Genomic DNA, 23,596 nt, shown 5'->3' on the forward strand with positions numbered 1-23,596 from the left:
CCCCCGCCTCCGCCGAGGCCCCCGCCCCGACCCGGCGCCGCCGCGCGGCGACCCGGCCCGCGGGCGCCCCGGAGCCCAAGCCGACCCCCGGCGTCAACGGGGTCGCCCCGGCCGCCGACGTGGCGAACGGGCAGGTCAACGGGCACGCGCCCGAGCAGGCCGCCAACGGTGCCGCCCCGGCCCCCGAGCAGGCCGGCGGGCAGCCCGCCGAGTCGCCGGAGGGCGAGGAGGGCGGCCGCCGCCGCCAGACCCGCCGCCGCTCCGGCGGCGAGCCGCAGTCGGACACCCTCGAGGCGGTGGCCGCGAGCGTCGGCGCCCCCGAGAAGGAGAAGTCCGACCGCGGCGAGCGGTCCGACCGGGACGGCGAGGGCGGGCGCAACCGCGGCCGCAACCGCAACGACCGCAACGATCGCGGCGAGGGCGGCGGACGCAACCGCACCGACCGCAACGAGCGCACCGACAACCGCGGGGACGGCCGCGGGGACGGCCGGAACGAGCCGCGGGACTCCCGGGCGGACGACGACGGCGACGAGGACGGCGACGGCCGCGGTCGCCGCGGGCGCCGCTTCCGGGACCGCCGCCGGGGCCGCGACCGCGACACCCGCGGGGGCGGCGAGCGCAACGTCGACACCGAGGTGCGCGACGACGACGTCCTCCTGCCGGTGGCCGGCATCGTCGACATCCTGGACAACTACGCGTTCGTCCGGACCACCGGCTACCTGTCCGGCCCGAACGACGTCTACGTGTCATTGTCGATGGTCCGCAAGCACGGTCTGCGCCGCGGCGACGCGATCACCGGCGCCGTCCGCCAGCCCCGCGAGGGCGAGCAGCAGCGGCAGAAGTTCAACCCGCTGGTGCGCATCGACAGCATCAACGGGCGCGACCCGGAGTCGGGCAAGCAGCGGCCGGAGTTCACCAAGCTCACCCCGCTCTACCCGAACGAGCGGCTGCGCCTGGAGACCGAGCCGTCGAAGCTCACCACCCGGGTCATCGACCTGGTCATGCCGGTCGGCAAGGGCCAGCGCGCCCTGATCGTCTCGCCGCCGAAGGCCGGTAAGACGATGGTGCTGCAGTCGATCGCCAACGCGATCACCACGAACAACCCCGAGGTCCACCTCATGGTCGTGCTCGTCGACGAGCGGCCGGAGGAGGTCACCGACATGCAGCGGTCGGTGAAGGGCGAGGTCATCGCCTCGACCTTCGACCGCCCGCCGTCGGACCACACCGCGGTCGCCGAGCTCGCCATCGAGCGCGCGAAGCGGCTGGTGGAGATGGGGCACGACGTCGTCGTCCTGCTGGACTCGATCACCCGGCTGGGCCGCGCCTACAACCTGGCCGCCCCCGCGTCGGGCCGGATCCTGTCCGGTGGTGTCGACTCGACCGCGCTCTACCCGCCGAAGCGGTTCCTCGGTGCGGCGCGCAACATCGAGGACGGCGGCTCGCTGACCATCTTCGCCACCGCGCTGGTCGAGACCGGATCGACGATGGACACGGTGATCTTCGAGGAGTTCAAGGGCACCGGCAACGCCGAGCTCAAGCTGGACCGCAAGCTCGCGGACAAGCGGATCTTCCCGGCGATCGACGTCGACGCGTCCGGCACCCGGAAGGAGGAGCTGCTGATGTCCGGCGACGAGTTCGCCATCAGCGTCAAGCTCCGCCGCGTGCTCGCCGCGCTCGACCACCAGCAGGCGATCGAGCTGGTGCTGGGGCAGCTCCGCAAGACCCGCACCAACATCGAGTTCCTCATGCAGGTCCAGAAGACCACGCCGGGGAACTTCGGCAACGACGACTGACCCGCGCCTCGACGCCCGGCCCCGGTGGGAATCCCCGCCGGGGCCGGGTGGTTGAATGGGTCCGTACGCATCCGGCTCCGGTTCACCCACATCCGGGGGCTCCGCCCCCGGAAGCCCCCGAACGGCGAGGGGTGTGAGACCCGGCGGCCGATCTTCGAGAGGAACATCCCATGCGTGAGGGCATCCACCCCCAGTACGTCGAGACCCAGGTCACCTGCGGTTGCGGCAACTCGTTCACCACCCGCAGCACCAAGACCAGCGGCTCGATGACCGTCGAGACCTGCTCCGCCTGCCACCCCTTCTACACGGGCAAGCAGCGGATCCTGGACTCCGGTGGCCGCGTCGCCCGCTTCGAGGCGCGCTACGGCAAGCGCAAGGCCGCCAAGTAGCTTCCCCGTCCGGCGCCCGTCCCCTCACCAGGGGCCGGGCGCCGTTCGCATGTCAGGGGTGACGACCAGGGAGAGCGGGGTACGTGGTGGCGGTGAGCAGCAGCGCGGCAGGCGTGGACGCGCTGATCGACGAGTACGCCGAGCTGGAGACGCGGCTGGCCGACCCGGCGGTGCACGCCGACGCGACCACGGCCCGCAGGCTCGGCCGGCGCTACGCCGAGCTCGGCCCGGTCGTCGCCGTGGCGCGCGAGCTGGCCGGAGCACGGTCGGACGAGGCCGCCGCGCGCGAGCTGGCCGCCGAGGACCAGGCGTTCGCCGCCGAGGCGGCGGAGATCGCGGCGCGCATCCCGGGCCTGGAGGCCCGCCTGGCCGAGCTGCTGGTCCCGCGCGACCCGCACGACGGCGACGACGTCGTCATGGAGGTCAAGTCCGGCGAGGGCGGCGAGGAGTCCGCGCTGTTCGCGGGCGACCTCGTGCGGATGTACACCCGCTACGCGGAGCGCCGCGGCTGGAAGGTCGAGGTGCTCGACTCCGTCGGCTCCGACCTGGGCGGGTACAAGGACATCACCCTGCTCCTCAAGTCCCGCGCACCGACGCCGGACGGCGTGTGGTCCGCCTTGAAGTTCGAGGGCGGCGTGCACCGGGTGCAGCGCGTCCCGGTCACCGAGTCGCAGGGGCGCATCCACACCTCGGCAGCCGGCGTGCTCGTCTACCCCGACACCGGGGAGGACGCCGAGGTCGAGGTCGACGAGAACGACATCCGGGTGGACGTGTTCCGCTCGTCCGGGCACGGCGGGCAGAGCGTCAACACCACGGACTCGGCGGTGCGCATCACGCACCTGCCCACCGGGATCGTCGTGAGCTGCCAGAACGAGCGCTCGCAGCTGCAGAACCGGGCGCGCGCCATGGAGGTGCTGCGGTCCCGGCTGCAGGCGCTGCACGAGGCCGAGCAGGCCGCGGCGGCGTCGGCGGAGCGGAAGTCGCAGGTCAGGACGGTCGACCGGTCCGAGCGCATCCGCACCTACAACTTCCCGGAGAACCGGATCTCCGACCACCGGGTGGGCTACAAGGCGCACAACCTCTCCGCGGTGCTCGACGGCGACCTCGACGACGTCGTCGGCGCGCTGACGAAGGCCGAGCGGGCCGAGGCGATCGCCGCCGCCGAGGGCGCGTGAGGCACGCGTGAGCCGGGAGCCCCTGCGGGTGGCGATCGCGGAGGCCGAGCGGTCGCTGGCGGCGGCCGGGATCGAGTCGCCCCGGGTGGAGGCGGAGTTCCTGGCCTCGCACGTCGTCGGCGTGCCGCGCGGGCGGCTGATGCTGCACCCGCTCGTCGACCCGCCGCAGGTGGACGAGCTGCGTCGGCTCGTGGCCCGGCGCGCCACCCGCGAGCCGCTGCAGCACGTCCTCGGCACGGCCGTCCTCGGACCCGTCGAGGTCGCCGTCGGGCGCGGGGTGTTCACGCCGCGCCCGGAGACCGAGCTGCTCCTCGAGTGGGGCCTGCGGCAGCTGCGCGGCGTCGAGAACCCGCTGGTCGTGGACCTGTGCACCGGCACAGCGGCGCTCGCGCTCGCCTTCGCCGAGAGCCGTCCCGACGCGCGGGTGCACGCCGTCGACATCGACCCCGGCGCCCTGAGCTGGGCGCGGCGGAACATCGCGGCCCACGGCGACCGCGTCACGCTGCACGCCGCGGACGTCCGCTGGCCGGACCCGCTGCCCGAGCTCGAGGCCCGCGTCGACCTCGTGGTGTGCAACCCGCCGTACGTGCCCGAGGGGACGCCGGTGCCGCCCGAGGTCGCGGACTGGGACCCTGCCGTCGCCGTGTTCGGCGGGGCGGACGGGCTGGCCCTCATCCCCGCGGTGATCTCGCTCGCCGCGACCCTGCTGCGGTACGGCGGCGGGCTCGCGATCGAGCACGACGACACCCACGGCGAGTCCGTCCCCGCCCTGCTCCGGCGGCGCAAGGTGCTCACGGAGGTCCAGGAGCACGCCGACCTCAACGGCCGCCCCCGCTTCGCGACCGCCCGTCGCACCACCCCCGCCTGACCGATCCGCGAGTCGCGAGCTTCGGCACCGCGAGTCGGGAGCTTCGGCACCGCGAGTCGGGAGGTTCGGCACCGCGAGTCGGGAGGTTCGGCACCGCGAGTCGGGAGGTTCGGCACCGCGAGTCGGGAGCACCGGCACCGCGAGTCGGGAGTTCTGCATGTCATCGGGGGTGCGGACACGGGCGTCGGGGCTCGGTCGTAGGGTGCCCGACGTGACTGCTCCGGCCGTTCCCGTCTACGACTGCTCCGACCCCGACGCCCGCGTCGAGGGGCTGGCCGCCGCCGCCCGCGCCGTGCGGGCCGGACAGCTCGTCGTGCTGCCGACGGACACCGTGTACGGCCTGGGCTGCGACGCCTTCTCCTCGACCGCGGTCCGCAGCCTGCTCGCCGCCAAGCACCGCGGCCCGGACATGCCGGTGCCCGTGCTGGTCGGGTCGTGGTCCACGATCGACGGCCTGGTCCTCGGCGTCCCCGCCACCGCCCGCGCGCTGATCGAGGCGTTCTGGCCGGGCGGGCTCTCCCTCGTCCTGCCGCACGCCCCGTCGCTGTCGTGGGACCTCGGCTCCACCAAGGGCACCGTGATGCTGCGGATGCCGCTGCACCCGGTGGCGCTCGAGCTCCTCCGCGAGGTCGGCCCCATGGCCGTGAGCAGCGCGAACATCTCCGGCCGCCCGCCCGCGAGCACCGCCGCCGAGGCCCTCGACCAGCTCGCCTCCTCCGTGGCCCTCTACCTCGACGGCGGCCCCAGCGGCGACCCGGTGGCCTCCACCATCGTCGATCTGACGGGCAAGCAGCCCCGCATCCTCCGCGAGGGCGCGGTCACCCGCGCCCAGGTCGCCGAGGTCGTGGGCCAGGACGTCCCCCTCGGCTGACCGGCTTCGCCGAGAAGGAGCTGAGGGCTCGCAGCGGTCGCCCTATCGACCTGGAGCTCCTGTCGATCATGCTCGGGCGCGGGGAGCCGCGGTCAGCGCGGGCCTCGGTGCCGGCCGTGCGCATTCCGGCCCGCGGCGTAGCGGGGGCGGTGAGCGTGCGAGGGTGCTCGACTCACCGTTCCTCGGCTCGGACGCCGTCCGCGCCGGCCTGATCACCCGCGGCGTGCTCCGCGGCCCGCGCTTCGTGCGGGTCTTCCCCGACGTCTACGTGCCGGCGGGCCTCGCGCCGACCTTCGACGTGCCGAGCCGCGCCGCATACCTACACGTCGAGCGGCGGGGCGGCGTGCTCGCCGGATACTCGGCGGCACAGCTGCTGGGGGCGTCGTGTGAGCCGCGGGGCACCGGCCGAGGTGCTGGTGCCGGCCCATGTCCCGCGCCACCCCGGCCTGCTGGGGCACCAGGGCACGGCCGCGCCGCACGACCTCCGCCGTGTCGGGCCACCGGGTGGAGGCGCGGTCGTGGTCACCGGGCGGGTGCGGACCGCATGGGACCTCGCGAGGCGCCTCGACCTGGTGGAAGCGGTCGTCGCCGTCGACGCGCCGGCCCGACCGCCCGGCCGGGTGGCCCGTTGTGCTTCGACCCTGCCGCCCTGCTGACCCGCCGCGCGGCGAACCCCGGCGCTCGCGGCTCCCGGCGGCTCGAGCGCGTAGTCGCCCTCGCCGCGCCGCGCGCCGAGTCGCCGATGGAGACCAGGCTCCGGCTCGTCCTGGTGCTCGGCGGGCTCGCCGCACCGGTCGTGCAGTACGTCCTGTGCGAGGCCGGCGGTCGAACCATCGCCCGCCTCGATCTGGCGTACCCGCAGGCCAGGCTGGCCCTCGAGTACGACGGCGGCGACCACGACGACGCCCTCGACCGCGAGCGCGACCTGCGGACCGGTGCGCTCGGGTGGCACACGATGCGCTTCCAGGCAGCCGACATCGTTCGCCACCCGGAGCGCACTCTGCGCCTGGTGGGTGCCCAGCTGGCCCACCACACCGCGCTCCTCGCCGCCGAGAAGGAGCTCACGTCTCGATGATCATGCTCCGACAGCCCTCAGCTCCTGATGATCGAGCCGGGAGGCCCACCTCGGCGGCCAGGCGGGTGGACAGGGCGTGGAAGTGTTCCTCGTGCGCCACGACCACGTTGTGGGTGTGGCCGAAGAGCTCGAAGCCGATGGCGCCGAAGAGGCCCGACCAGGCCAGCACCAGCCGTCCGCCGAGCCCGGTGCCCTCCGGGAGGCCCAGCTCGTCGAGCAGGCCGGGGTGGATGGTGGCGTCGTCGTCGCCGGGTGGGGGAGTGACGGCGCCGGAGGCGATCCCGTCCCGCAGCACACCGGCCAGCACGAGCGCGACGCGACCCGCGGGGCCCGTGGTGTCCTGCGGCGCCGAGTACCCGGGCACGGGGGAGCCGTAGAGCAGCGCGTACTCGTGCGGGTGCGCCAGCGCCCAGCTCCGGGCCGCGGTGCAGGCCGCGTGCCAGCGGCCGAGCAGGTCCTCGCGCGCGACGGCGGCCTCGGCGAGCTCGGCGGCCTCGCCCAGCGCGTCGTAGCCCTCGACGATCAGCGTGGTGAGCAGGTCGTCCCGGCTGGGGAAGTACCGGTAGACCGCCGACGACACCATCCCCAGCTCCCGCGCGACGGCCCGCAGCGACAGCGCCGCCGCGCCCGAGGTGGCGAGGTGCGTCCGGGCGACGTCGACGATCTCGGCGGTGAGCTGCGCGCGGACGCGCTCGCGGGCCGTCCGGGGCGCGGAGCGGGGGGAGGTCATGCGAGGAGTCTCCCAGCACTGGCGGAGCGGCGTCCACATCAGCGAGCACCGATCCGGAAAGCGCCCCGGGTCGTACGGTCCGTGCACGACCCGGTGACGCTCCGCAGGACCGTGGATTTGTGAGCGGGTCCTCGTCGGACGGGGAGGAACCGCAGGTAGCCTGGTCCACCGTGAGTGCGCACAGCGAGAACGCCCCCGGTCAGGACGTGCCGTTCTGGGGCCCGGACTTCGGAGCCCTGCAGCAGGAGGACCCGGAGATCGCCGGCGTCGTCCTCGACGAGCTGGAGCGCCTCCGCGGCGGACTGCAGCTGATCGCCAGCGAGAACCTCACCAGCCCGGCCGTCCTCGCGGCGTTGGGGTCCACGCTCTCGAACAAGTACGCCGAGGGCTACCCGGGCCGCCGCTACTACGGCGGCTGCCAGGTCGTGGACCAGGCCGAGGAGATCGGCAACGCGCGCACGAAGGCGCTGTTCGGCGCCGAGCACGTCAACCTCCAGCCGCACTCCGGCGCCAGCGCGAACCTCGCCGCCTACGCGGCCTTCGCCAAGCCCGGGGACACCGTGCTGGCCATGGACCTCAAGCAGGGTGGCCACCTCACCCACGGCAGCAAGGTCAACTTCTCGGGCCTCTGGTTCCACGCCGTGTCCTACACGGTGCGCGAGGACTCCGAGCTCATCGACTACGACCAGGTCCGCGACCTGGCGCTGGAGCACAAGCCGAAGATCATCATCGCGGGCGCCACGGCCTACCCCCGGCTGATCGACTTTGCGCGGTTCCGCGAGATCGCCGACGAGGTCGGCGCCAAGCTGATGGTCGACGCCGCGCACTTCATCGGCCTGGTCGCCGGCAAGGCGATCCCGTCGCCGGTGCCGTTCGCGGACGTCGTCACCGCGACCACGCACAAGGTCCTGCGCGGCCCGCGCGGCGGCATGATCCTCGCCCGTGAGGAGCACGCGAAGGCGATCGACAAGGCCGTCTTCCCGTTCTCCCAGGGCGGCCCGCTGATGCACTCGGTGGCCGCGAAGGCCGTCGCGATGAAGGAGGCGGCGCAGCCCGCCTACCAGGCGTACGCGAACCAGGTCATCGCCAACGCGCAGGCGCTGGCCAAGGGCCTCGAGGCCGAGGGCATGCGCGCCGTCTCCGGTGGCACCGACACGCACCTCGCGCTGATCGACCTGCGCCCGATCGGCGTGACCGGCGGCGAGGCCGAGGCCCGCTGCGACCTGACCCGCATCACGCTGAACAAGAACGCCATCCCGTACGACCCGGCCCCGCCGATGAAGCCCTCGGGCATCCGGGTGGGCTCGCCCAGCACGACCACGCAGGGCATGGTCGAGTCGGACATGGCGGAGATCGCCTCGCTGCTGGCGCGCGCGGTCAAGGCGGAGCACGGCACCACGGCGGGCGATCGCGAGCTGGCGGACGTCGCGCAGGCCGTCTCCGCCCTGGTCTCGCGCGCCCCCGCCTACCCGCGCGGCTGACCCGGCCCGCGCGCACGCGGTGGTGCTCGCCCAGTCCTCGTACGGCCAGTCCTCCTTCGGGTTGGGCCTCCCGATCCGGGAGTACCTGCTGGTCGGGCTGGCCGCCGCCGTCGTGACGTTCCTGCTGGTCGGCCTGGTGCGGGTGCTGGCGCTGCGGCTCGGCGCCGTGGCCTGGCCGCGCGGCCGGGACGTCCACGTCACGCCGACGCCGCGGTGGGGCGGGCTGGCGATGTTCGGCGGCGTGCTCGCCGGCATCGGGCTGGCCGCCCAGCTGCCCGCGCTGCGCCTGGCCTTCGACTACTCGCGGGACGTCCAGGGCGTGCTGCTCGCGGCCGTGCTGCTGGTCGCGGTGGGCGCCCTGGACGACCGCTTCGAGCTCGACGCGATCACCAAGGCCGCCGGCCAGGTCACCGCGGCGGGCGTGCTGGTGCTGTTCGGCGTGCAGTTCTCGGTGTTCTGGATCCCGTGGGGCGGCGGCGGGACCGGCATCTCCGGCTCGATCCTGTCCCTGGGGCCCGAGCAGGGCGTCGTGCTCACCGTGGTGCTGACCGTCGCGCTGGTCAACGCCATGAACTTCGTCGACGGGCTCGACGGGCTCGCCGCCGGCATCGGCCTCATCGCCGCCACCGCGACCTGTGCCTTCGCGATCGGCCTGATCCGCGAGAACGGCAACGACGCGGCGGCCTACCCGCCCGCGCTGATGGCGTCCGTGCTGGCCGGGGCATGCCTGGGGTTCCTGCCGCACAACTTCAACCCGGCCCGCATCTTCATGGGCGACTCCGGCTCGATGCTGATCGGGCTGATGCTCGCCGCCGCGACGACGAGCGCGTCGGGCAAGATCCCGATCACCACGACCACGGACGGCACGGACGTCCTGGCGCTCTTCGCCCCGCTCATCGTGCTGGCCGCGGTGGTGTTCGTGCCGCTGCTGGACCTGCTCATGGCGGTCGTCCGGCGCACCCGGGCCGGGATGAGCCCCTTCTCGCCTGACAAGATGCACCTGCACCACCGGCTGCTGGAGATCGGGCACAGCCAGCGGCGCGCGGTGCTCCTGATCTACCTGTGGGCGGGCATCCTCGCGTTCGGCGCGGTGGCGCTCGCCCTGATCGACGACCCGGCCTTCGTGCTGTGGGCGGTCGCGCTCGGCCTGGGCGTGGCGGTGCTCGCCACCGCCGTGCCGCGCGCCCGCACCGCGCGGCGGGCCGGGTCCGCGGGGCCGCCCCGACCCGGCGCCCCGCCGCGAGCCACCGGGCGGACCTGACACCAGCGGCCCGTCCCGGCCGACGAGGAGTGACCATGAGCGAGAACCCGGACCCCGCCCCCGCGGCCGAGCAGCCGCACGTCCGCACCGTGCTGCGGCTGGCCGCCGCCATGCAGAAGGCCGCGATCGTGGGTGGTGTCGCGGTCAGCGTGGTTGCGATCGTCCTGTCGGTGCTGCTGCGGGGTGTTCCCGGCCTGATCGGTGGCCTGCTCGGGGTGGTGATCGGGTTGGCCCTCGGGTTCATCGGCACCGCGGTGATGAAGGGGACGGCCCGCGCGACGCCCGGGGGCGTGATGGTGGGCGCGATGGCGTCCTTCGCCGGCAAGTTCGTGATCCTGCTGGTCTTCCTGCTCGTCTTCCGGGGTACGACCCTCTTCGACAACCAGACCTTCGCCTTCAGCCTCCTGGGCGTCACCGTCGGCTGGATCGCCGGCGAGGTCGTCGGGTTCGTGCGCGCGAAGGCTCCGTCCGTCGACGTCTGACGGGTCGTCCGCACCTGCTCGCCCAGGTCGTCGAGACTCGCTCGTTGGGCTGATCGGGTGAAGTTGCGGATCCTGTCCGCGGTGTCCGAGATGTCCGTGATGGCGCTCTCAAAGCGACCTGCGTCACACGCTCCCGGAACTTCTACAGGCGATAGAGCGACGTCGGGCGCCCGTGGGGGTGCCGGAGGGTAAGGATCGGGCCGCCCGGGGCCGTCGAGGCAGGTCGTACCGGGTAAGTGCGCCGTAACCCGGCTGATAGGGTCCGTCGTGATGGAGCAGGAACGGCCGCACAAGGCGAGCGGCGGCCCCGGCGGGACGTCGGGGCGCACGCCGCCACCCGGCGAGGCCTGGACCGCTCTGTCGCACCTCCTCACCGGAATCCTCCTCTTCGGGGGAATCGGGTGGGGGGTGGACGAACTGTTCGACCTACGGGGCTTCACCGTGGCCGGCCTGCTGGTCGGTACGGCGGCCTCGATGTACTTGATCTACGTCAGGTACGTTAAGTCCTGATCGTCTCGATTCCGCAGGCTCCGGCTCCCCGGACGGCGGAACCGGAAGGAGCATTGGGTGACCACGACGGCCACCGCCCCGGCGCCGGGGTTCGAAGCCCCGGGGGTCGAGGACTTCCAGCTGCCGCCGGTCTTCGGGCCCGTGACCAAGCCGGTCCTGGAGCTCGTGCTCGCGGCGGTCATCATCGCCGCGTTCTTCCTGGTGGCCGTGCGCAAGCCTGCGCTCGTGCCGGGGAAGACGCAGTTCCTCGGCGAGGCCTTCCACGGCCTCGTCCGGAACACGATCGCGCGGGACATGATCGGCGGGCGCGACTTCGTCAAGTACGTGCCGTTCCTGACCGCGCTGTTCGCCTTCATCCTGGTGAACAACCTGTTCGGGATCATCCCGTTCATCCAGTTCCCCACCTTCTCGCACCCGAGCGTGCCCTACGCGCTGGCCGCGCTCGTGTACGTCGTGTTCACGTACGCGGGCATCCGCAAGCACGGGTTCGGCGGCTACGTGCGCCTGTCGACCTGGCCGCCGGACGTGCCGTGGTGGGTGCGGATCATCCTCACGCCGATCGAGTTCCTGTCGAACCTGGTCCTGCGGCCGGTCACGCTGTCGCTGCGGCTCTTCGGCAACATGTTCGCCGGCCACCTGCTGTTGTTGCTCTTCGTCCTCGGCGGCGAGTACATGCTGCTCGAGGCGGGCGACTGGCAGCTGAAGGTGCTGTCCCCGTTCGCCTTCCTGATGGCGATCGTCTTCACGTTCTTCGAGGCGTTCGTGCAGGTCATCCAGGCGTACATCTTCGTCATGCTCACGGCGTCGTACATCGGCACCGTCCTCGCGGACGACCACTAGGTCCCGTCGAGTCCCACCCAGAGACCCTTCGGAACCGCGGGACGGCCGCGGACCCGGATCGAAAGGAAAGCGCAATGATCACCGGTAACCTGAACGCCATCGGCTACGGCCTCTCGGCCATCGGCCCGGGTATCGGCGTCGGCATCGTCTTCGCGGCCTTCATCAACGGCGTCGCCCGCCAGCCGGAGGCCCGCGGCCAGCTCCAGGGCATCGCGTTCATCGGCTTCGCCCTCTCCGAGGCCCTCGCGATTCTGGGCCTGGTGCTCGCGTTCGCCCTCTGACGCACCCCCTGAACCACAGGTGACGCGGAGGAGCACACCATGACAATCGCCGCGGAGGAGCTGAACCCGCTCGTCCCGCACCTCGCCGAGATCATCGTCGGTCTCGTCGCGTTCGGCCTGCTGTTCTGGGTCCTCGCGAAGACCGTGTTCCCGCAGTTCGAGAAGCTGTACGCGGAGCGCACGGACCAGATCGAGGGCGGCCTCAAGCGGGCCGAGTCGGCGCAGGCCGAGGCCGATGCGCTGAAGAAGCGGTACGAGGACCAGCTCGCGGGCGCGCGGGCCGAGGCGGCGCGCATCCGCGACGACGCCCGGGCCGAGGGTCAGCAGATCAAGGCCGAGCTGCGCACCGAGGCCGAGGAGGAGGCCGCGCGGATCCGGGCGCGTGCCGAGGAGCAGGTCGTGGCGCAGCGCGAGTCCGCGGAGCGGTCGCTCCGCGGCGAGATCGGCGGCCTGTCGGCCGAGCTGGCCGAGCGCATCCTCGGGTCGGAGCTCGCCGACCCGCGGCGCCGGTCGGCCACCGTCGACAGCTTCCTCTCGGAGCTCGACGCGATGGCCCCGGCCCAGACGACCGGGGCGAGCTGATGGCGCTCGTCCTGGCGGCCACCAGCCGCGAGTCGCTGGGCGAGGTCGCGCAGCGGTTCGAGACCCGGCTCGGCCCGCTGGCCGCGGGAGACCGGCAGAAGCTGGGCGAGGAGCTCTACGCCGTCACCCGGCTGCTGGTCGCCGAGCGCACCCTGCGCCGGGCGCTCTCCGACCCGGCCACCTCGTCGGAGCAGCGCGTCCGGCTCGCCGACGGCGTGCTGAGCGGCAAGGTCGCGCCGGCCACCCTCGAGAGCGTCGGGGACCTGGTCGCGGCCCGCTGGTCCGGTCCCGCCGACCTGGTCGAGGCGACCGAGTCGCTGGCCCGCACGGCGCTGCTGGCCGCGGCCGAGAAGCAGCGCGCCCTCGACGACGTCGAGGACCAGCTGTTCCGGTTCGGCCGGATCCTGGAGCGCGAGCCGCAGCTCACGGCCCTGATGTCGGACGCGGACGTGCCGGCGGACAGGCGGGTCGGGCTGCTGGACTCGGTGCTGGGCACCAAGGTCTACCCGGTCACCGCGGCGCTGTTGCGGGACCTGGTGCGGACCCCGCGGGCCCGGCACCTCGACGTCGCCGCGGAGGAGCTGTCCGAGCTCGCCGCGGCCCGGCGCAACCGTTCGGTCGCCTACGTGCGCACGGCGGTCGCCCTGAGCGAGGCGCAGGAGCGGCAGCTCACCGCCTCCCTCACGCGCCTCTACGGCCGGGACGTCGCGTTGCAGGTGGAGCTCGACGAGAGCCTGCTGGGCGGAATGGTCATCAGGGTCGGCGACGAGGTCATCGACGGCAGTGTGTCCGGCAAGCTCGCCGCGGCCCGCCGGTCGATCCCCAGCTGACCGCCCCCGTTTCGAAGAGAAGGAACTGACGACAGCCATGACAGAGCTGACGATCTCCCCGGAGGAGATCCGGAGTGCGATCTCCAGCTACGTCTCGTCGCTGGAGACCGGGACCTCCCGCGAAGAGGTGGGCACCGTCTCCGACACCGGTGACGGCATCGCCCACGTCGAGGGCCTGCCCTCGGCGATGACCAACGAGCTCCTCGAGTTCGCGGGGGGCGTGCGGGGTGTCGCGCTGAACCTCGACGCGCGCGAGATCGGCGCCGTGATCCTGGGCGACTACGGCGGGATCGAGGAGGGCCAGCAGGTCAAGCGGACCGGCGAGATCCTCTCGGTGCCGGTCGGCGACAAGTTCCTGGGCCGGGTCATCGACCCGCTGGGCGCCCCGATCGACGGCCTGGGCGACATCGAGGCCGAGACCCGCCGGGTGCTGGAGCTCCAGGCCGCCTCCGTGATGGAGCGCCAGGAGGTCCGCGAGCCGCTGCAGACCGGCATCAAGGCCATCGACGCGATGACCCCGATCGGCCGCGGCCAGCGCCAGCTGATCATCGGTGACCGCAAGACCGGCAAGACCGCGGTCTGCGTCGACACGATCATCAACCAGCGGCAGAACTGGGAGTCGGGCGACCCCAAGAAGCAGGTCCGCTGCATCTACGTCGCGATCGGCCAGAAGGGCTCCACGATCGCCGGTATCCGGCAGTCGCTGGAGGACGCGGGCGCGCTCGAGTACACGACGATCGTCGCCGCCCCGGCGTCCGACCCGGCCGGCTTCAAGTGGCTCGCCCCGTACACCGGCTCGGCCCTCGGCCAGCACTGGATGTACGCCGGCAACCACGTGCTCATCGTCTTCGACGACCTGTCCAAGCAGGCCGAGGCGTACCGCGCGATCTCGCTGCTGCTGCGCCGCCCGCCGGGCCGCGAGGCCTACCCGGGCGACGTCTTCTACCTGCACTCCCGCCTGCTGGAGCGCTGCGCCAAGTTGTCGAACGACCTCGGCGCGGGCTCGATGACCGGCCTCCCGATCATCGAGACCAAGGCCAACGACGTGTCGGCGTACATCCCGACGAACGTCATCTCGATCACCGACGGCCAGGTCTTCCTCGAGTCGGACCTGTTCAACCAGGGCGTCCGGCCGGCTATCAACGTCGGTATCTCGGTCTCCCGGGTCGGTGGCTCGGCGCAGATCAAGGCGATGCGCTCGGTGTCCGGCTCCCTGCGCCTGGACCTGTCCCAGTACCGCGAGCTGGAGGCCTTCGCCGCCTTCGGTTCGGACCTCGACGCCGCGTCGGCCGCCGCGCTGGGCCGCGGCGAGCGCCTGGTCGAGCTGCTCAAGCAGGCCCAGTACGCGCCGTTCGCGGTCGAGGACGAGGTCGTCTCGATCTGGCTCGGCACCTCCGGCCAGCTCGACACGGTCCCGGTCGCGGACATCTCGCGCTTCGAGACCGAGTTCCTCGACCACGTCCGCCGCAACCACGAGGGCGTCCTCGCGGAGATCCGGGACACCGGGCTGCTCAAGGACGAGAACGTCGACCGGCTCAAGGGCCTGGTGGACGAGTTCAAGAGGAACTTCACCGCGTCCGACGGCTCCTCCGTGGTCAAGGAGGAGAAGGCCGAGGCCCTCGACGAGGACCAGGTCGACCAGGAGACGGTCAAGGTCAACAAGCCGGCGCCGGCTTCGAGCTGACGGGTAGGGACCGATGGCGGCACAGATCCGTGTGCTGCGGCGGCGGATCAGGTCGACGCAGTCCATCAAGAAGATCACGCGTGCGATGGAGCTCATCGCGACCTCCCGGATCGCGAAGGCCCGGGCGCGGGTCGAGGAGGCCAAGCCGTACGCCGAGCAGATGACGGCCACGCTCACCGAGCTGGCCAGCAACTCGGCGCTCGACCACCCCCTCCTCGTCGAGCGGGAGAACCCGAAGCGGGCCGCGGTCCTCGTCGTGACGAGCGACCGTGGCCAGGCGGGCGGCTACAACGCCAACGTGCTCAAGGAGGCCGAGCAGCTCCAGGCGCTCCTGCGGGACCAGGGCAAGGAGCCGGTGCTCTACGTGGTCGGGCGCAAGGGCGTGAACTACTACCGGTTCCGCCGGCGGCAGATCGAGGCCTCCTGGACCGGGTTCTCGGAGCAGCCGAACTACGAGAACGCCGCCGAGGTGGCACGCACCCTGGTGAAGGCGTTCATGGCGGGGGCGGACGACACCGACGAGTCCGACGGCGACGACGGTGTCCGCGGCGTCGACGAACTGCACCTGGTGTACACGCAGTTCCGGAACATGGTGAACCAGGTGCCGCAGGCGCGGCGGATGGCGCCGATGGAGGTCGAGTACGCCGGCGAGGGCGAGGGGGTCGACGCCACGACGTCGGAGACGGAGACCGGCGGCGCGACCGGTGTCCGGCCCGGCGAGTCGGGCCCGGGCTCCGACGACGGCCCGGCGCGGCTCTACGCCTTCGAGCCGAGTGCGGACGTCCTGTTCGACGCGCTCCTGCCGAAGTACGTCGGGGCGCGGTTGTTCGCGGCGCTGCTCGAGTCGGCGGCGTCGGAGTCGGCCAACCGGCAGCGGGCCATGAAGGCCGCGACCGACAACGCGAACGAACTCATCCGTACCCTGACGCTGGAGGCCAACCAGGCCCGTCAGGCCCAGATCACCCAGGAGATCAGCGAGATCGTCGGTGGCGCCGACGCTCTCGTCAGCGCAGGAAGTGAGAGCTGATGACCGCCACCGTTGAGAACACGGCCGCCGGCACGACAACGGGCCGCGTCGTCCGGGTCACGGGCCCGGTCGTCGACGTCGAGTTCCCGCGCAACGCCGTCCCAGACCTCTACAACGCCCTGCAGGTGAAGGTGGAGTTCGGCGACCTGGCGAAGACGCTGACCCTGGAGGTCGCCCTGCACCTGGGCGACAACCTGGTCCGCGCGATCTCCATGCAGCCGACGGACGGCCTCGTCCGGGGCCAGACGGTCGAGGACCTCGGCCGCCCGATCTCGGTGCCGGTCGGCGACCAGGTCAAGGGGCACGTGTTCAACGCGCTCGGCGACTGCCTGGACGATGCGGACTTCAAGCCGACCGGTGACCTGTGGAGCATTCACCGCAAGGCGCCGAACTTCGACCAGCTCGAGGGCAAGACCGAGATGCTGGAGACCGGCATCAAGGTCATCGACCTGCTCACCCCGTACGTGCAGGGCGGGAAGATCGGCCTGTTCGGCGGTGCCGGCGTGGGCAAGACGGTGCTCATCCAGGAGATGATCACCCGTGTCGCCAAGAACTTCGGTGGTACGTCGGTGTTCGCCGGTGTCGGCGAGCGCACCCGTGAGGGCAACGACCTCATCACGGAGATGACCGAGTCCGGCGTCATCAACGACACCGCCCTGGTGTTCGGGCAGATGGACGAGCCGCCGGGCACGCGTATGCGCGTCGCCCTCTCGGCCCTGACGATGGCGGAGTACTTCCGCGACGAGCAGGACCAGGACGTGCTGCTCTTCATCGACAACATCTTCCGGTTCACCCAGGCCGGCTCCGAGGTCTCCACGCTGCTGGGCCGGATGCCCTCGGCGGTGGGCTACCAGCCGACCCTGGCGGACGAGATGGGCGAGCTGCAGGAGCGGATCACCTCGACCCGCGGCCGCTCGATCACCTCGATGCAGGCGATCTACGTGCCCGCGGACGACTACACCGACCCTGCGCCGGCCACCACGTTCGCCCACCTGGACGCGACGACGGAGCTCTCCCGCCCCATCTCGCAGAAGGGCATCTACCCGGCGGTGGACCCGCTGAGCTCGACCTCGCGGATCCTGGACCCGCAGTACATCGGCGAGGAGCACTTCCGCGTCGCCAACGAGGTCAAGCGGATCCTGCAGAAGTACAACGACCTGCAGGACATCATCGCGATCCTCGGTATCGACGAGCTGTCCGAGGAGGACAAGCAGCTCGTCGGCCGGGCCCGCCGGATCGAGCGCTTCCTGTCGCAGAACCTGCTGGTCGCCGAGCAGTTCACCGGCCAGGCCGGCTCGACGGTCCCCCTCAAGGAGACCATCGAGTCGTTCGACAAGATCGCCAAGGGCGAGTTCGACGACGTGCCCGAGCAGGCCTTCTTCCTCTGCGGTGGTCTCGAGGACCTCGAGAAGAACCGCAAGAAGCTCGAGGGCTGACCATATGGCTGAGATGACGGTGGAGCTGGTCGCGGTCGAGCGGCGGCTCTGGTCGGGCGAGGCGAGCTTCGTGCTCGCCCGCACGACCGAGGGCGAGCTGGGCATCATGCCCGGCCACGAGCCCACGCTCGCGCAGCTCGAGGAGGCGGGCGTCGTCCGGATCGACCCGGTGGAGGGCTCGCCGCTCACCGTGGCCGTGCACGGCGGCTTCCTGTCGATCTCGCCGGAGCGCGTGTCGATCCTGGCCGAGTTCGCCGAGCTGGCCGACGAGATCGACGTCAGCCGCGCCCGCTCGGCGCTCGACCGCGCGGACTCGTCCGACGAGGAGGGCGCGGCGGCGCGCAAGCGGGCCGAGGTACGGCTGCGGGCGGCCGAGTCCGCCGCGGCCGGGCAGTAGGCCCGGACAGCAGGCGGGAGCGTCGACGCAGCAGTGGCCGGGACCGTGGCGATCGTGGTCGGGGTCGTGCTGCTGCTCGCGTGCCTGCTGCTGGGCTGGCTCGCCGTTCGGCGGGTACGACTCATGCGGGGCGGCGGCGTGGACCTGTGTCTGCGCCGCCGCTTCGCCGTCACGGACTGGCACTTCGGCGTGGGGCGCTACCGCGGGGACGAGTTCGCCTGGTACCGGCTGACGAGCTTCCGGGTGGGCCCGACCGTCGCCATCGACCGCACCGAGGTCGAGATCGTGGACCGGCGGGCCCCGCTGCCCGAGGAGTCCTTCGCCATCCCCTACGCCACCGCGGTGCTCCGGTGCCGCGACCACGGCGAGGACGTCGAGCTGGCCATGTCCCAGGACGTCCTCACCGGCTTCCTGGCCTGGCTCGAGGCCACTCCGCCGGGCCGCAGCACCGGCTACCGGCAGGCCAGCTGACTACTCGCACTATGGAACCATAATGCGATTTCCGCGCCTCTTTCGAAGCGTTATGGAACCATAATGTTGTGATTTCGGGCGATGAACCGCAGTATGGTTCCATAATGCTCGGCGGGTTAGGCTCGGCCCATGGCCGTGCACCTGACCAGGATCTACACCAAGACCGGCGACGACGGGACCACCGCGCTCGGCGACTTCAGCCGCGTCCCGAAGACCGACCGCCGGCTCGCGGCCTACGCCGACACGGACGAGTGCAACGCGGCCGTCGGCGTCGCCGTCACCGTCGGGCAGCTCGAGGAGCGGCTCCTCGCGCCGCTGCGGCAGGTGCAGAACGACCTGTTCGACGTGGGCGCCGACCTCTGTGCGCCGATCGTCCCCGATCCGGAGTACCCGCCGCTGCGGATCGACGAGAAGTACATCACCCGGCTCGAGGGCTGGTGCGACGAGTTCAACGCCGACCTGCCCAAGCTGGCGTCGTTCATCCTCCCCGGCGGCACGCCCGGCGCCGCGTACCTGCACGTCGCCCGCACGGTCGCGCGGAGGGCGGAGCGCAGCGTCTGGGCGCTCCTGGAAACGGACGCCGAGCGGACCAACCCGCTGACCGCCAAGTACCTGAACCGGCTCTCCGACCTGCTGTTCATCCTCTGCCGCGCCGCGAACCCGGACGGCGACGTGCTGTGGCAGCCGGGTGGGCCCGAGGGCGGGAGCTGACCCGGGAGCCGATACCGTCGGGCGTCGTGACGGAGCATTTCGCGGTCCGCGGTGGCGCCCGGCTGTTCGGGACGGTCGACGTCGTCGGGGCCAAGAACAGCGTGCTGAAGCTGATGGCGGCGGCGCTGCTGGCCGAGGGCACGACGACCATCACGAACTGCCCCGAGATCCTCGACGTCCCGCTGATGGCGGACGTGCTGCGCAGCCTCGGCTGCACGGTCGAGGTGGCGGGGGACCGGGTCACCATCGACGTGCCGGCCGAGCCGGGCGCCCAGGCGGACTACCGCTCGGTGTCGCGGCTGCGGGCGTCGGTGTGCGTGCTGGGCCCGCTCGTGGCCCGCTGCCGCAAGGCCGTCGTCCCGCTGCCCGGCGGCGACGCCATCGGCTCGCGGCCGCTGGACATGCACGCCAACGGCTTGCGGAAGCTCGGCGCGACCACGGAGATCGAGCACGGCCGCGTCGTCGCGCAGGCCGACGACCTGCACGGCGCGCAGATCTGGCTGGACTTCCCGAGCGTCGGGGCCACCGAGAACATCCTCATGGCGGCCGTGCTGGCCGAGGGGACCACGGTCATCGACAACGCCGCACGCGAGCCCGAGATCGTGGACCTGTGCGTGATGCTGCAGCAGATGGGGGCGAAGCTCGAGGGCGTCGGCTCGTCGACGCTCACCGTGCACGGCGTCTCCGGCCTGCAGCCCACCACCCACCGCGTCATCGGCGACCGGATCGTCGGCGCCACCTGGGCCTTCGCCGCGGTGATGACCCGCGGCGAGGTCACCGTCCGCGGGGTCGACCCGCACCACCTCGAGCTCGTCCTGGACAAGCTGCGCAGCGCGGGCGCGGAGACCCGCGCGGGTGTCGACGAGTTCTCGGTGTCGATGGCCGGGCGCCCCCTGGCCGTGGACTTCGTGACCCTGCCGTACCCGGGCTTCGCCACCGACCTGCAGCCGATGGCGATCGCGCTGTCCGCGGTGGCCGACGGCACCTCCATGATCACCGAGAACGTGTTCGAGGCGCGGTTCCGGTTCGTCGACGAGATGGTGCGGCTGGGTGCCGACGCCCGCACGGACGGCCACCACGCCGTCGTCCGCGGGGTGGAGCAGCTCTCCAGCGCCCCGGTGTGGGCCAGCGACATCCGGGCCGGGGCCGGTCTCGTGCTCGCCGGGCTGTGCGCGGACGGCGTGACCGAGGTCTGGGACGTCGACCACATCGACCGCGGGTACCCCCGGTTCATCGAGAACCTGGCGTCGCTGGGCGCCGACATCCGGCGGGTCTCGGCCGACCCCGAGCGGTAGCAGCCGGAGTTCCCCCTGACGGAGCAGTTCGGGATGCCGGATCCCTCCTGGCGTGCGACAGTCCGCGTCACCTCCGGGTGATCCCTCACCCGGACGCATGACCGCCGGAGGAACCGATGACCGACGTCAGCCCGGACCGATCGTCCCGATCCTTGCGCAGGCACGGGGCGGGGCGGAGTCCGGACGGGACGTCGGACCGGTCGGCAGAGCCGACGTCGCCGCAGTCGTCGGGGCAGTCGTCGGGGCAGCCGACGGGCGGCGTCGGCGAGAAGGTGGGCGAGGTCGCCGGGTCCGTCGGCACGGCCGCCCGCGGCGCGCACCGGCACGCGGCGAAGGCGGCCCGCAGCGAGCCCGTGCGCAAGGGTGCCCGGGTCGGGATCGCCGCCAACGGCGTGCTGCACCTGCTCATCGCGTGGCTGGCGCTGCAGGTGGCGCTGGGCGGCGGCGGTCAGGCGGACCAGAGCGGCGCGATCACCACGCTCGCGCAGCAGCCCTTCGGGCGGGTGCTGCTCTGGGTGCTGTTCGTCGGCTTCGTGGCCGTGGTCCTGTGGCGGCTGTCGACCGCGCTCTTCGGCTTCGGCTACGTGGAGGACAAGAAGAAGAAGCTGGTCAAGCGCCTGGTCAGCGCGGGCCAGGCGGTCGTCTACGCCGCGCTGGCGGTCCTCACCGTGCGCGCGGCGATGCAGGGGAACGCGGGCGGCGGCGGGGGTAGCAAGGCCACCGCGGGCGTGCTCGGGCTGCCCGGCGGCCAGGTGATCGTCGGGATCATCGGCGTCGGTGTGGTGGTCGGCGGCGCCGTGATGATCTGGCACGGCGCGAAGAAGAAGTTCACCGAGGACCAGGACCTCGCCGGCGTCCACCCGCACGCGCGGAAGGTCGACGAGCGCACCGGCCAGGTCGGTTTCATCGCCAAGGGGATCGCGATCGGCGTGCTGGGCGGGCTGATCGTCTCCGCGGCCGTCACGTTCGACCCGGCCAAGGCCAACGGGCTCGACAGCGCGCTCAAGACGCTCGCCGGCCAGCCCTTCGGCGTCGTGCTGCTCGGTCTGGTGGCGCTCGGGATCGCGGCCTACGGCATCTTCTGCTTCTTCGACGCGAAGTACCACCGGGTCTGAGGCCCGTCCGATCGGACGGTGTGACCGGTCGGGTGCGTACTTTTCCGCGCAGGTCGCGTACTTTTCCACCCAGACAGGTGTGACGACGTCCGTTCGTCGGGGGTGGCGGAGGCTACCGGCCAGTACGATCCGGGGGTCTTCGACGTGGAGGTGTCCGGTGCCGTACCCGACCGATCGAGAGCGCGACCGCCCCTGGGTGATCCGGACCTACGCCGGACACTCGTCGGCGGAGAAGTCCAACGCGCTCTACCGGCGCAATCTCGCCAAGGGGCAGACGGGGCTGTCCGTCGCGTTCGACCTGCCGACGCAGACCGGCTACGACCCGGACGACGAGCTCGCCAAGGGTGAGGTCGGCAAGGTCGGCGTGCCGGTCAGCCACATCGGCGACATGCGCACGCTCTTCGACGGCATCCCGGTCGCCGAGGCCAACACCTCGATGACGATCAACGCCCCGGCGATGTGGCTGCTCGCGCTCTACGTCGCCGTCGCCGAGGAGCAGGCCGAGGCCTCCGGTCTCGACCACGCGGAGGTGCGCGCCAAGCTGGCCGGCACCACGCAGAACGACATCGTCAAGGAGTACCTGTCCCGCGGGACGTACGTGTTCCCGCCGGCGCCGAGCCTGCGGCTGATCACGGACATGGTGGCCTGGTCGGTCACCGAGATCCCGAAGTGGAACCCGATCAACATCTGCAGCTACCACCTGCAGGAGGCGGGCGCCACGCCGGCGCAGGAGCTGGCCTACTCGCTGTCGACCGCCATCGCGGTGCTGGACTCGGTGCGCGACTCCGGGCAGGTGCCGCAGGAGCGGTTCGGCGACGTCGTCGGGCGGATCTCGTTCTTCGTCAACGCCGGGCTGCGGTTCGTCGAGGAGATGTGCAAGATGCGCGCCCTCGGCCGGCTGTGGGACACCATCACCCGCGAGCGCTACGGCGTCGAGAACCCGAAGCAACGGCGGCTGCGGTACGGCGTCCAGGTCAACTCGCTGGGGCTCACCGAGGCCCAGCCGGAGAACAACGTCCAGCGGATCGTGCTGGAGATGCTCGCGGTCACGCTGTCCCGGGACGCGCGCGCCCGGGCGATCCAGCTGCCCGCGTGGAACGAGGCGCTCGGCCTCCCGCGGCCGTGGGACCAGCAGTGGGCGCTGCGCATGCAGCAGGTGTTGGCCTTCGAGACGGACCTCCTCGAGTACGAGGACATCTTCGAGGGCTCGCACGTCATCGAGGCCAAGGTGTCCGAGCTGGTCGAGGCCGCGCAGGCGGAGATCGACCGGGTGCAGGAGATGGGTGGCGCGGTCGCGGCCGTCGAGAACGGTTACATGAAGGGCGAGCTGGTCACCTCGCTCGCCGAGCGCCGCCGCCGCATCGAGTCCGGCGAGGACGTGGTGGTCGGCGTCAACAAGTTCGACACCACCGAGCCCAGCCCGCTGCAGGGCGAGGGCGGGGCGATCGAGACCGTCGACCCGGCCACCGAGGCGGCCGCGATCGCGGCGATCGAGGAGTGGCGGGCGTCGCGGGACCGGGCCGCGGTGTCCGAGGCGCTGGCGAGGTTGCAGGACGCGGCCAAGACGGACGAGAACCTCATGCAGGTCTCGATCGACTGCGCCAAGGCGGGCGTGACGACCGGTGAGTGGGCCGGGGCGCTGCGCGAGGTGTTCGGGGAGTTCCGGGCGCCGACCGGGGTGTCGGCGGCCGTCGCTTCGGGGGAGGCGGCCGTGGAGATCGCAGAGGTGCGCGAGCGGGTCCGGGCGACCGGCGACGAGCTGGGGTCGCGGCTGCGCATGCTGGTGGGCAAGCCGGGGCTCGACGGGCACTCCAACGGCGCCGAGCAGGTCGCCGTGCGCGCCCGGGACGTCGGCTTCGAGGTCGTCTACCAGGGGATCCGCCTCACCCCGGCGCAGATCGTCGCGGCCGCGGTGCAGGAGGGCGTGCACGTCGTGGGGCTGTCGGTGCTGTCCGGCTCGCACCTCGAGGTCGTGCCGGCGGTCGTCGAGGGCCTGCGGGCCCAGGGCGCCGACGACGTCCCGGTCATCGTCGGCGGCATCATCCCGGCCGACGACGCCGCGGCCCTTCGCGAGAAGGGGGTGGCGGCGGTCTTCACGCCGAAGGACTACCAGCTCACCGAGATGATGGACGAGATCGTCACCCTCGTCCGCCGGGAGCACGGGCTGGACTGAGCTCGTGATGCACGGTCGGGGAGCGGAACGTCCGGATTCCGCTTCCCGCACGGCGTGTGGGGCGGCACCGCCGAGTCATGATCACGATCTGGGCGGCGTCGCCCTCGGTGAGCGAGGCC

Annotated in this window: 24 protein-coding genes; 23 read left to right on the forward strand and 1 reads right to left on the reverse strand. The window is 72.2% G+C overall.

From position 1 onward, the window contains the following. From rho to PKE99_RS09575, 6 genes are all read left to right on the forward strand, one after another. Positions 1-1,793: transcription termination factor Rho (gene rho / locus PKE99_RS09550; protein WP_271214869.1), on the forward strand; the 1,793-nt coding region annotated here is incomplete at its 5' end. 170 nt (positions 1,794-1,963) lie between these two features. After that, on the forward strand, positions 1,964-2,182 hold the full coding sequence (gene rpmE, locus PKE99_RS09555) for a 50S ribosomal protein L31 (RefSeq protein WP_037044689.1): 219 nt from the start codon (positions 1,964-1,966) through the stop codon (positions 2,180-2,182). Between the two features lie 92 nt (positions 2,183-2,274). Further along, positions 2,275-3,357 carry a peptide chain release factor 1 gene (gene prfA / locus PKE99_RS09560; RefSeq protein WP_051737323.1) on the forward strand — a complete coding sequence of 361 codons (1,083 nt, stop codon included), beginning with the start codon at positions 2,275-2,277 and terminating at the stop codon, positions 3,355-3,357. A 7-nt stretch (positions 3,358-3,364) separates the two neighbouring features. After that, positions 3,365-4,225, forward strand: a complete 861-nt coding sequence (prmC, locus tag PKE99_RS09565) for a peptide chain release factor N(5)-glutamine methyltransferase (RefSeq protein WP_037044695.1) — start codon at positions 3,365-3,367, stop codon at positions 4,223-4,225. Between the two features lie 211 nt (positions 4,226-4,436). Next, on the forward strand, positions 4,437-5,096 hold the full coding sequence (locus PKE99_RS09570) for an L-threonylcarbamoyladenylate synthase (protein WP_037045027.1): 660 nt from the start codon (positions 4,437-4,439) through the stop codon (positions 5,094-5,096). Positions 5,097-5,724: 628 nt separating this feature from the next. Continuing rightward, a complete protein-coding gene (locus PKE99_RS09575) occupies positions 5,725-6,171 on the forward strand; it encodes a DUF559 domain-containing protein (RefSeq protein WP_051737275.1) in 447 nt (148 codons plus the stop codon). Here PKE99_RS09575 and PKE99_RS09580 read toward each other — a convergent pair. Further along, positions 6,158-6,901, reverse strand: coding sequence for a TetR/AcrR family transcriptional regulator (locus PKE99_RS09580; RefSeq protein WP_051737276.1), 744 nt, complete (start codon positions 6,899-6,901; stop codon positions 6,158-6,160). The genes PKE99_RS09575 and PKE99_RS09580 overlap by 14 nt on opposite strands. A 206-nt stretch (positions 6,902-7,107) precedes the next feature. Between PKE99_RS09580 and glyA the strand changes: the two genes are divergently transcribed. From glyA to PKE99_RS09665, 17 genes are all read left to right on the forward strand, one after another. Next, a complete protein-coding gene (gene glyA / locus PKE99_RS09585) occupies positions 7,108-8,382 on the forward strand; it encodes a serine hydroxymethyltransferase (RefSeq protein WP_037045032.1) in 1,275 nt (424 codons plus the stop codon). Between the two features lie 22 nt (positions 8,383-8,404). Further along, positions 8,405-9,643: a glycosyltransferase family 4 protein gene (locus PKE99_RS09590; RefSeq protein WP_051737324.1), complete on the forward strand. Its 1,239-nt coding sequence runs from the start codon at positions 8,405-8,407 to the stop codon at positions 9,641-9,643. 35 nt (positions 9,644-9,678) lie between these two features. Then, the gene (locus PKE99_RS09595) at positions 9,679-10,125 is read left to right on the forward strand and encodes a Cg1360 family ATP-synthase-associated protein (protein ID WP_051737277.1); all 447 of its coding nucleotides are present in this window, start codon (positions 9,679-9,681) and stop codon (positions 10,123-10,125) included. Positions 10,126-10,395: 270 nt separating this feature from the next. Next, on the forward strand, positions 10,396-10,635 hold the full coding sequence (locus tag PKE99_RS09600; RefSeq protein WP_063739738.1) for an AtpZ/AtpI family protein: 240 nt from the start codon (positions 10,396-10,398) through the stop codon (positions 10,633-10,635). Between the two features lie 57 nt (positions 10,636-10,692). After that, entirely contained in the window at positions 10,693-11,475 is a 783-nt protein-coding gene (atpB, locus tag PKE99_RS09605) for a F0F1 ATP synthase subunit A (protein WP_037044698.1), read from the forward strand. Between the two features lie 74 nt (positions 11,476-11,549). Continuing rightward, complete coding sequence (atpE, locus tag PKE99_RS09610) at positions 11,550-11,756, forward strand: ATP synthase F0 subunit C (RefSeq protein WP_037044700.1); 207 nt, start codon at positions 11,550-11,552, stop codon at positions 11,754-11,756. 39 nt (positions 11,757-11,795) lie between these two features. Then, the gene (locus PKE99_RS09615; RefSeq protein WP_037044704.1) at positions 11,796-12,338 is read left to right on the forward strand and encodes a F0F1 ATP synthase subunit B; all 543 of its coding nucleotides are present in this window, start codon (positions 11,796-11,798) and stop codon (positions 12,336-12,338) included. Further along, a complete protein-coding gene (locus tag PKE99_RS09620; RefSeq protein WP_037044708.1) occupies positions 12,338-13,168 on the forward strand; it encodes a F0F1 ATP synthase subunit delta in 831 nt (276 codons plus the stop codon). The genes PKE99_RS09615 and PKE99_RS09620 overlap by 1 nt, the downstream gene beginning before the upstream one ends. A 37-nt stretch (positions 13,169-13,205) precedes the next feature. Then, positions 13,206-14,852 carry a F0F1 ATP synthase subunit alpha gene (gene atpA, locus PKE99_RS09625; protein ID WP_037044711.1) on the forward strand — a complete coding sequence of 549 codons (1,647 nt, stop codon included), beginning with the start codon at positions 13,206-13,208 and terminating at the stop codon, positions 14,850-14,852. Positions 14,853-14,865: 13 nt separating this feature from the next. Beyond that, entirely contained in the window at positions 14,866-15,879 is a 1,014-nt protein-coding gene (locus PKE99_RS09630; RefSeq protein ID WP_037044714.1) for a F0F1 ATP synthase subunit gamma, read from the forward strand. Beyond that, positions 15,879-17,315, forward strand: a complete 1,437-nt coding sequence (atpD, locus tag PKE99_RS09635) for a F0F1 ATP synthase subunit beta (RefSeq protein ID WP_037044717.1) — start codon at positions 15,879-15,881, stop codon at positions 17,313-17,315. Before PKE99_RS09630 ends, atpD begins: the two co-directional genes overlap by 1 nt. 4 nt (positions 17,316-17,319) lie before the next feature. Further along, the gene (locus tag PKE99_RS09640) at positions 17,320-17,712 is read left to right on the forward strand and encodes a F0F1 ATP synthase subunit epsilon (RefSeq protein ID WP_037044719.1); all 393 of its coding nucleotides are present in this window, start codon (positions 17,320-17,322) and stop codon (positions 17,710-17,712) included. Positions 17,713-17,745: 33 nt separating this feature from the next. Then, positions 17,746-18,183 carry a DUF2550 domain-containing protein gene (locus PKE99_RS09645; protein WP_051737279.1) on the forward strand — a complete coding sequence of 146 codons (438 nt, stop codon included), beginning with the start codon at positions 17,746-17,748 and terminating at the stop codon, positions 18,181-18,183. 129 nt (positions 18,184-18,312) lie between these two features. After that, complete coding sequence (locus PKE99_RS09650; RefSeq protein WP_037044720.1) at positions 18,313-18,894, forward strand: cob(I)yrinic acid a,c-diamide adenosyltransferase; 582 nt, start codon at positions 18,313-18,315, stop codon at positions 18,892-18,894. 26 nt (positions 18,895-18,920) lie between these two features. Then, on the forward strand, positions 18,921-20,189 hold the full coding sequence (gene murA / locus PKE99_RS09655; RefSeq protein ID WP_037045042.1) for a UDP-N-acetylglucosamine 1-carboxyvinyltransferase: 1,269 nt from the start codon (positions 18,921-18,923) through the stop codon (positions 20,187-20,189). A 272-nt stretch (positions 20,190-20,461) separates the two neighbouring features. Next, positions 20,462-21,304 carry a DUF1206 domain-containing protein gene (locus tag PKE99_RS09660; protein WP_037044724.1) on the forward strand — a complete coding sequence of 281 codons (843 nt, stop codon included), beginning with the start codon at positions 20,462-20,464 and terminating at the stop codon, positions 21,302-21,304. A gap of 157 nt (positions 21,305-21,461) precedes the next feature. Continuing rightward, positions 21,462-23,477 carry a protein meaA gene (locus tag PKE99_RS09665; protein WP_037044726.1) on the forward strand — a complete coding sequence of 672 codons (2,016 nt, stop codon included), beginning with the start codon at positions 21,462-21,464 and terminating at the stop codon, positions 23,475-23,477. Positions 23,478-23,596 lie beyond the last annotated feature (119 nt).

Source organism: Pseudonocardia halophobica (genome assembly GCF_027922425.1).
Taxonomy (GTDB): Bacteria; Actinomycetota; Actinomycetes; order Mycobacteriales; family Pseudonocardiaceae; genus Pseudonocardia; species Pseudonocardia halophobica.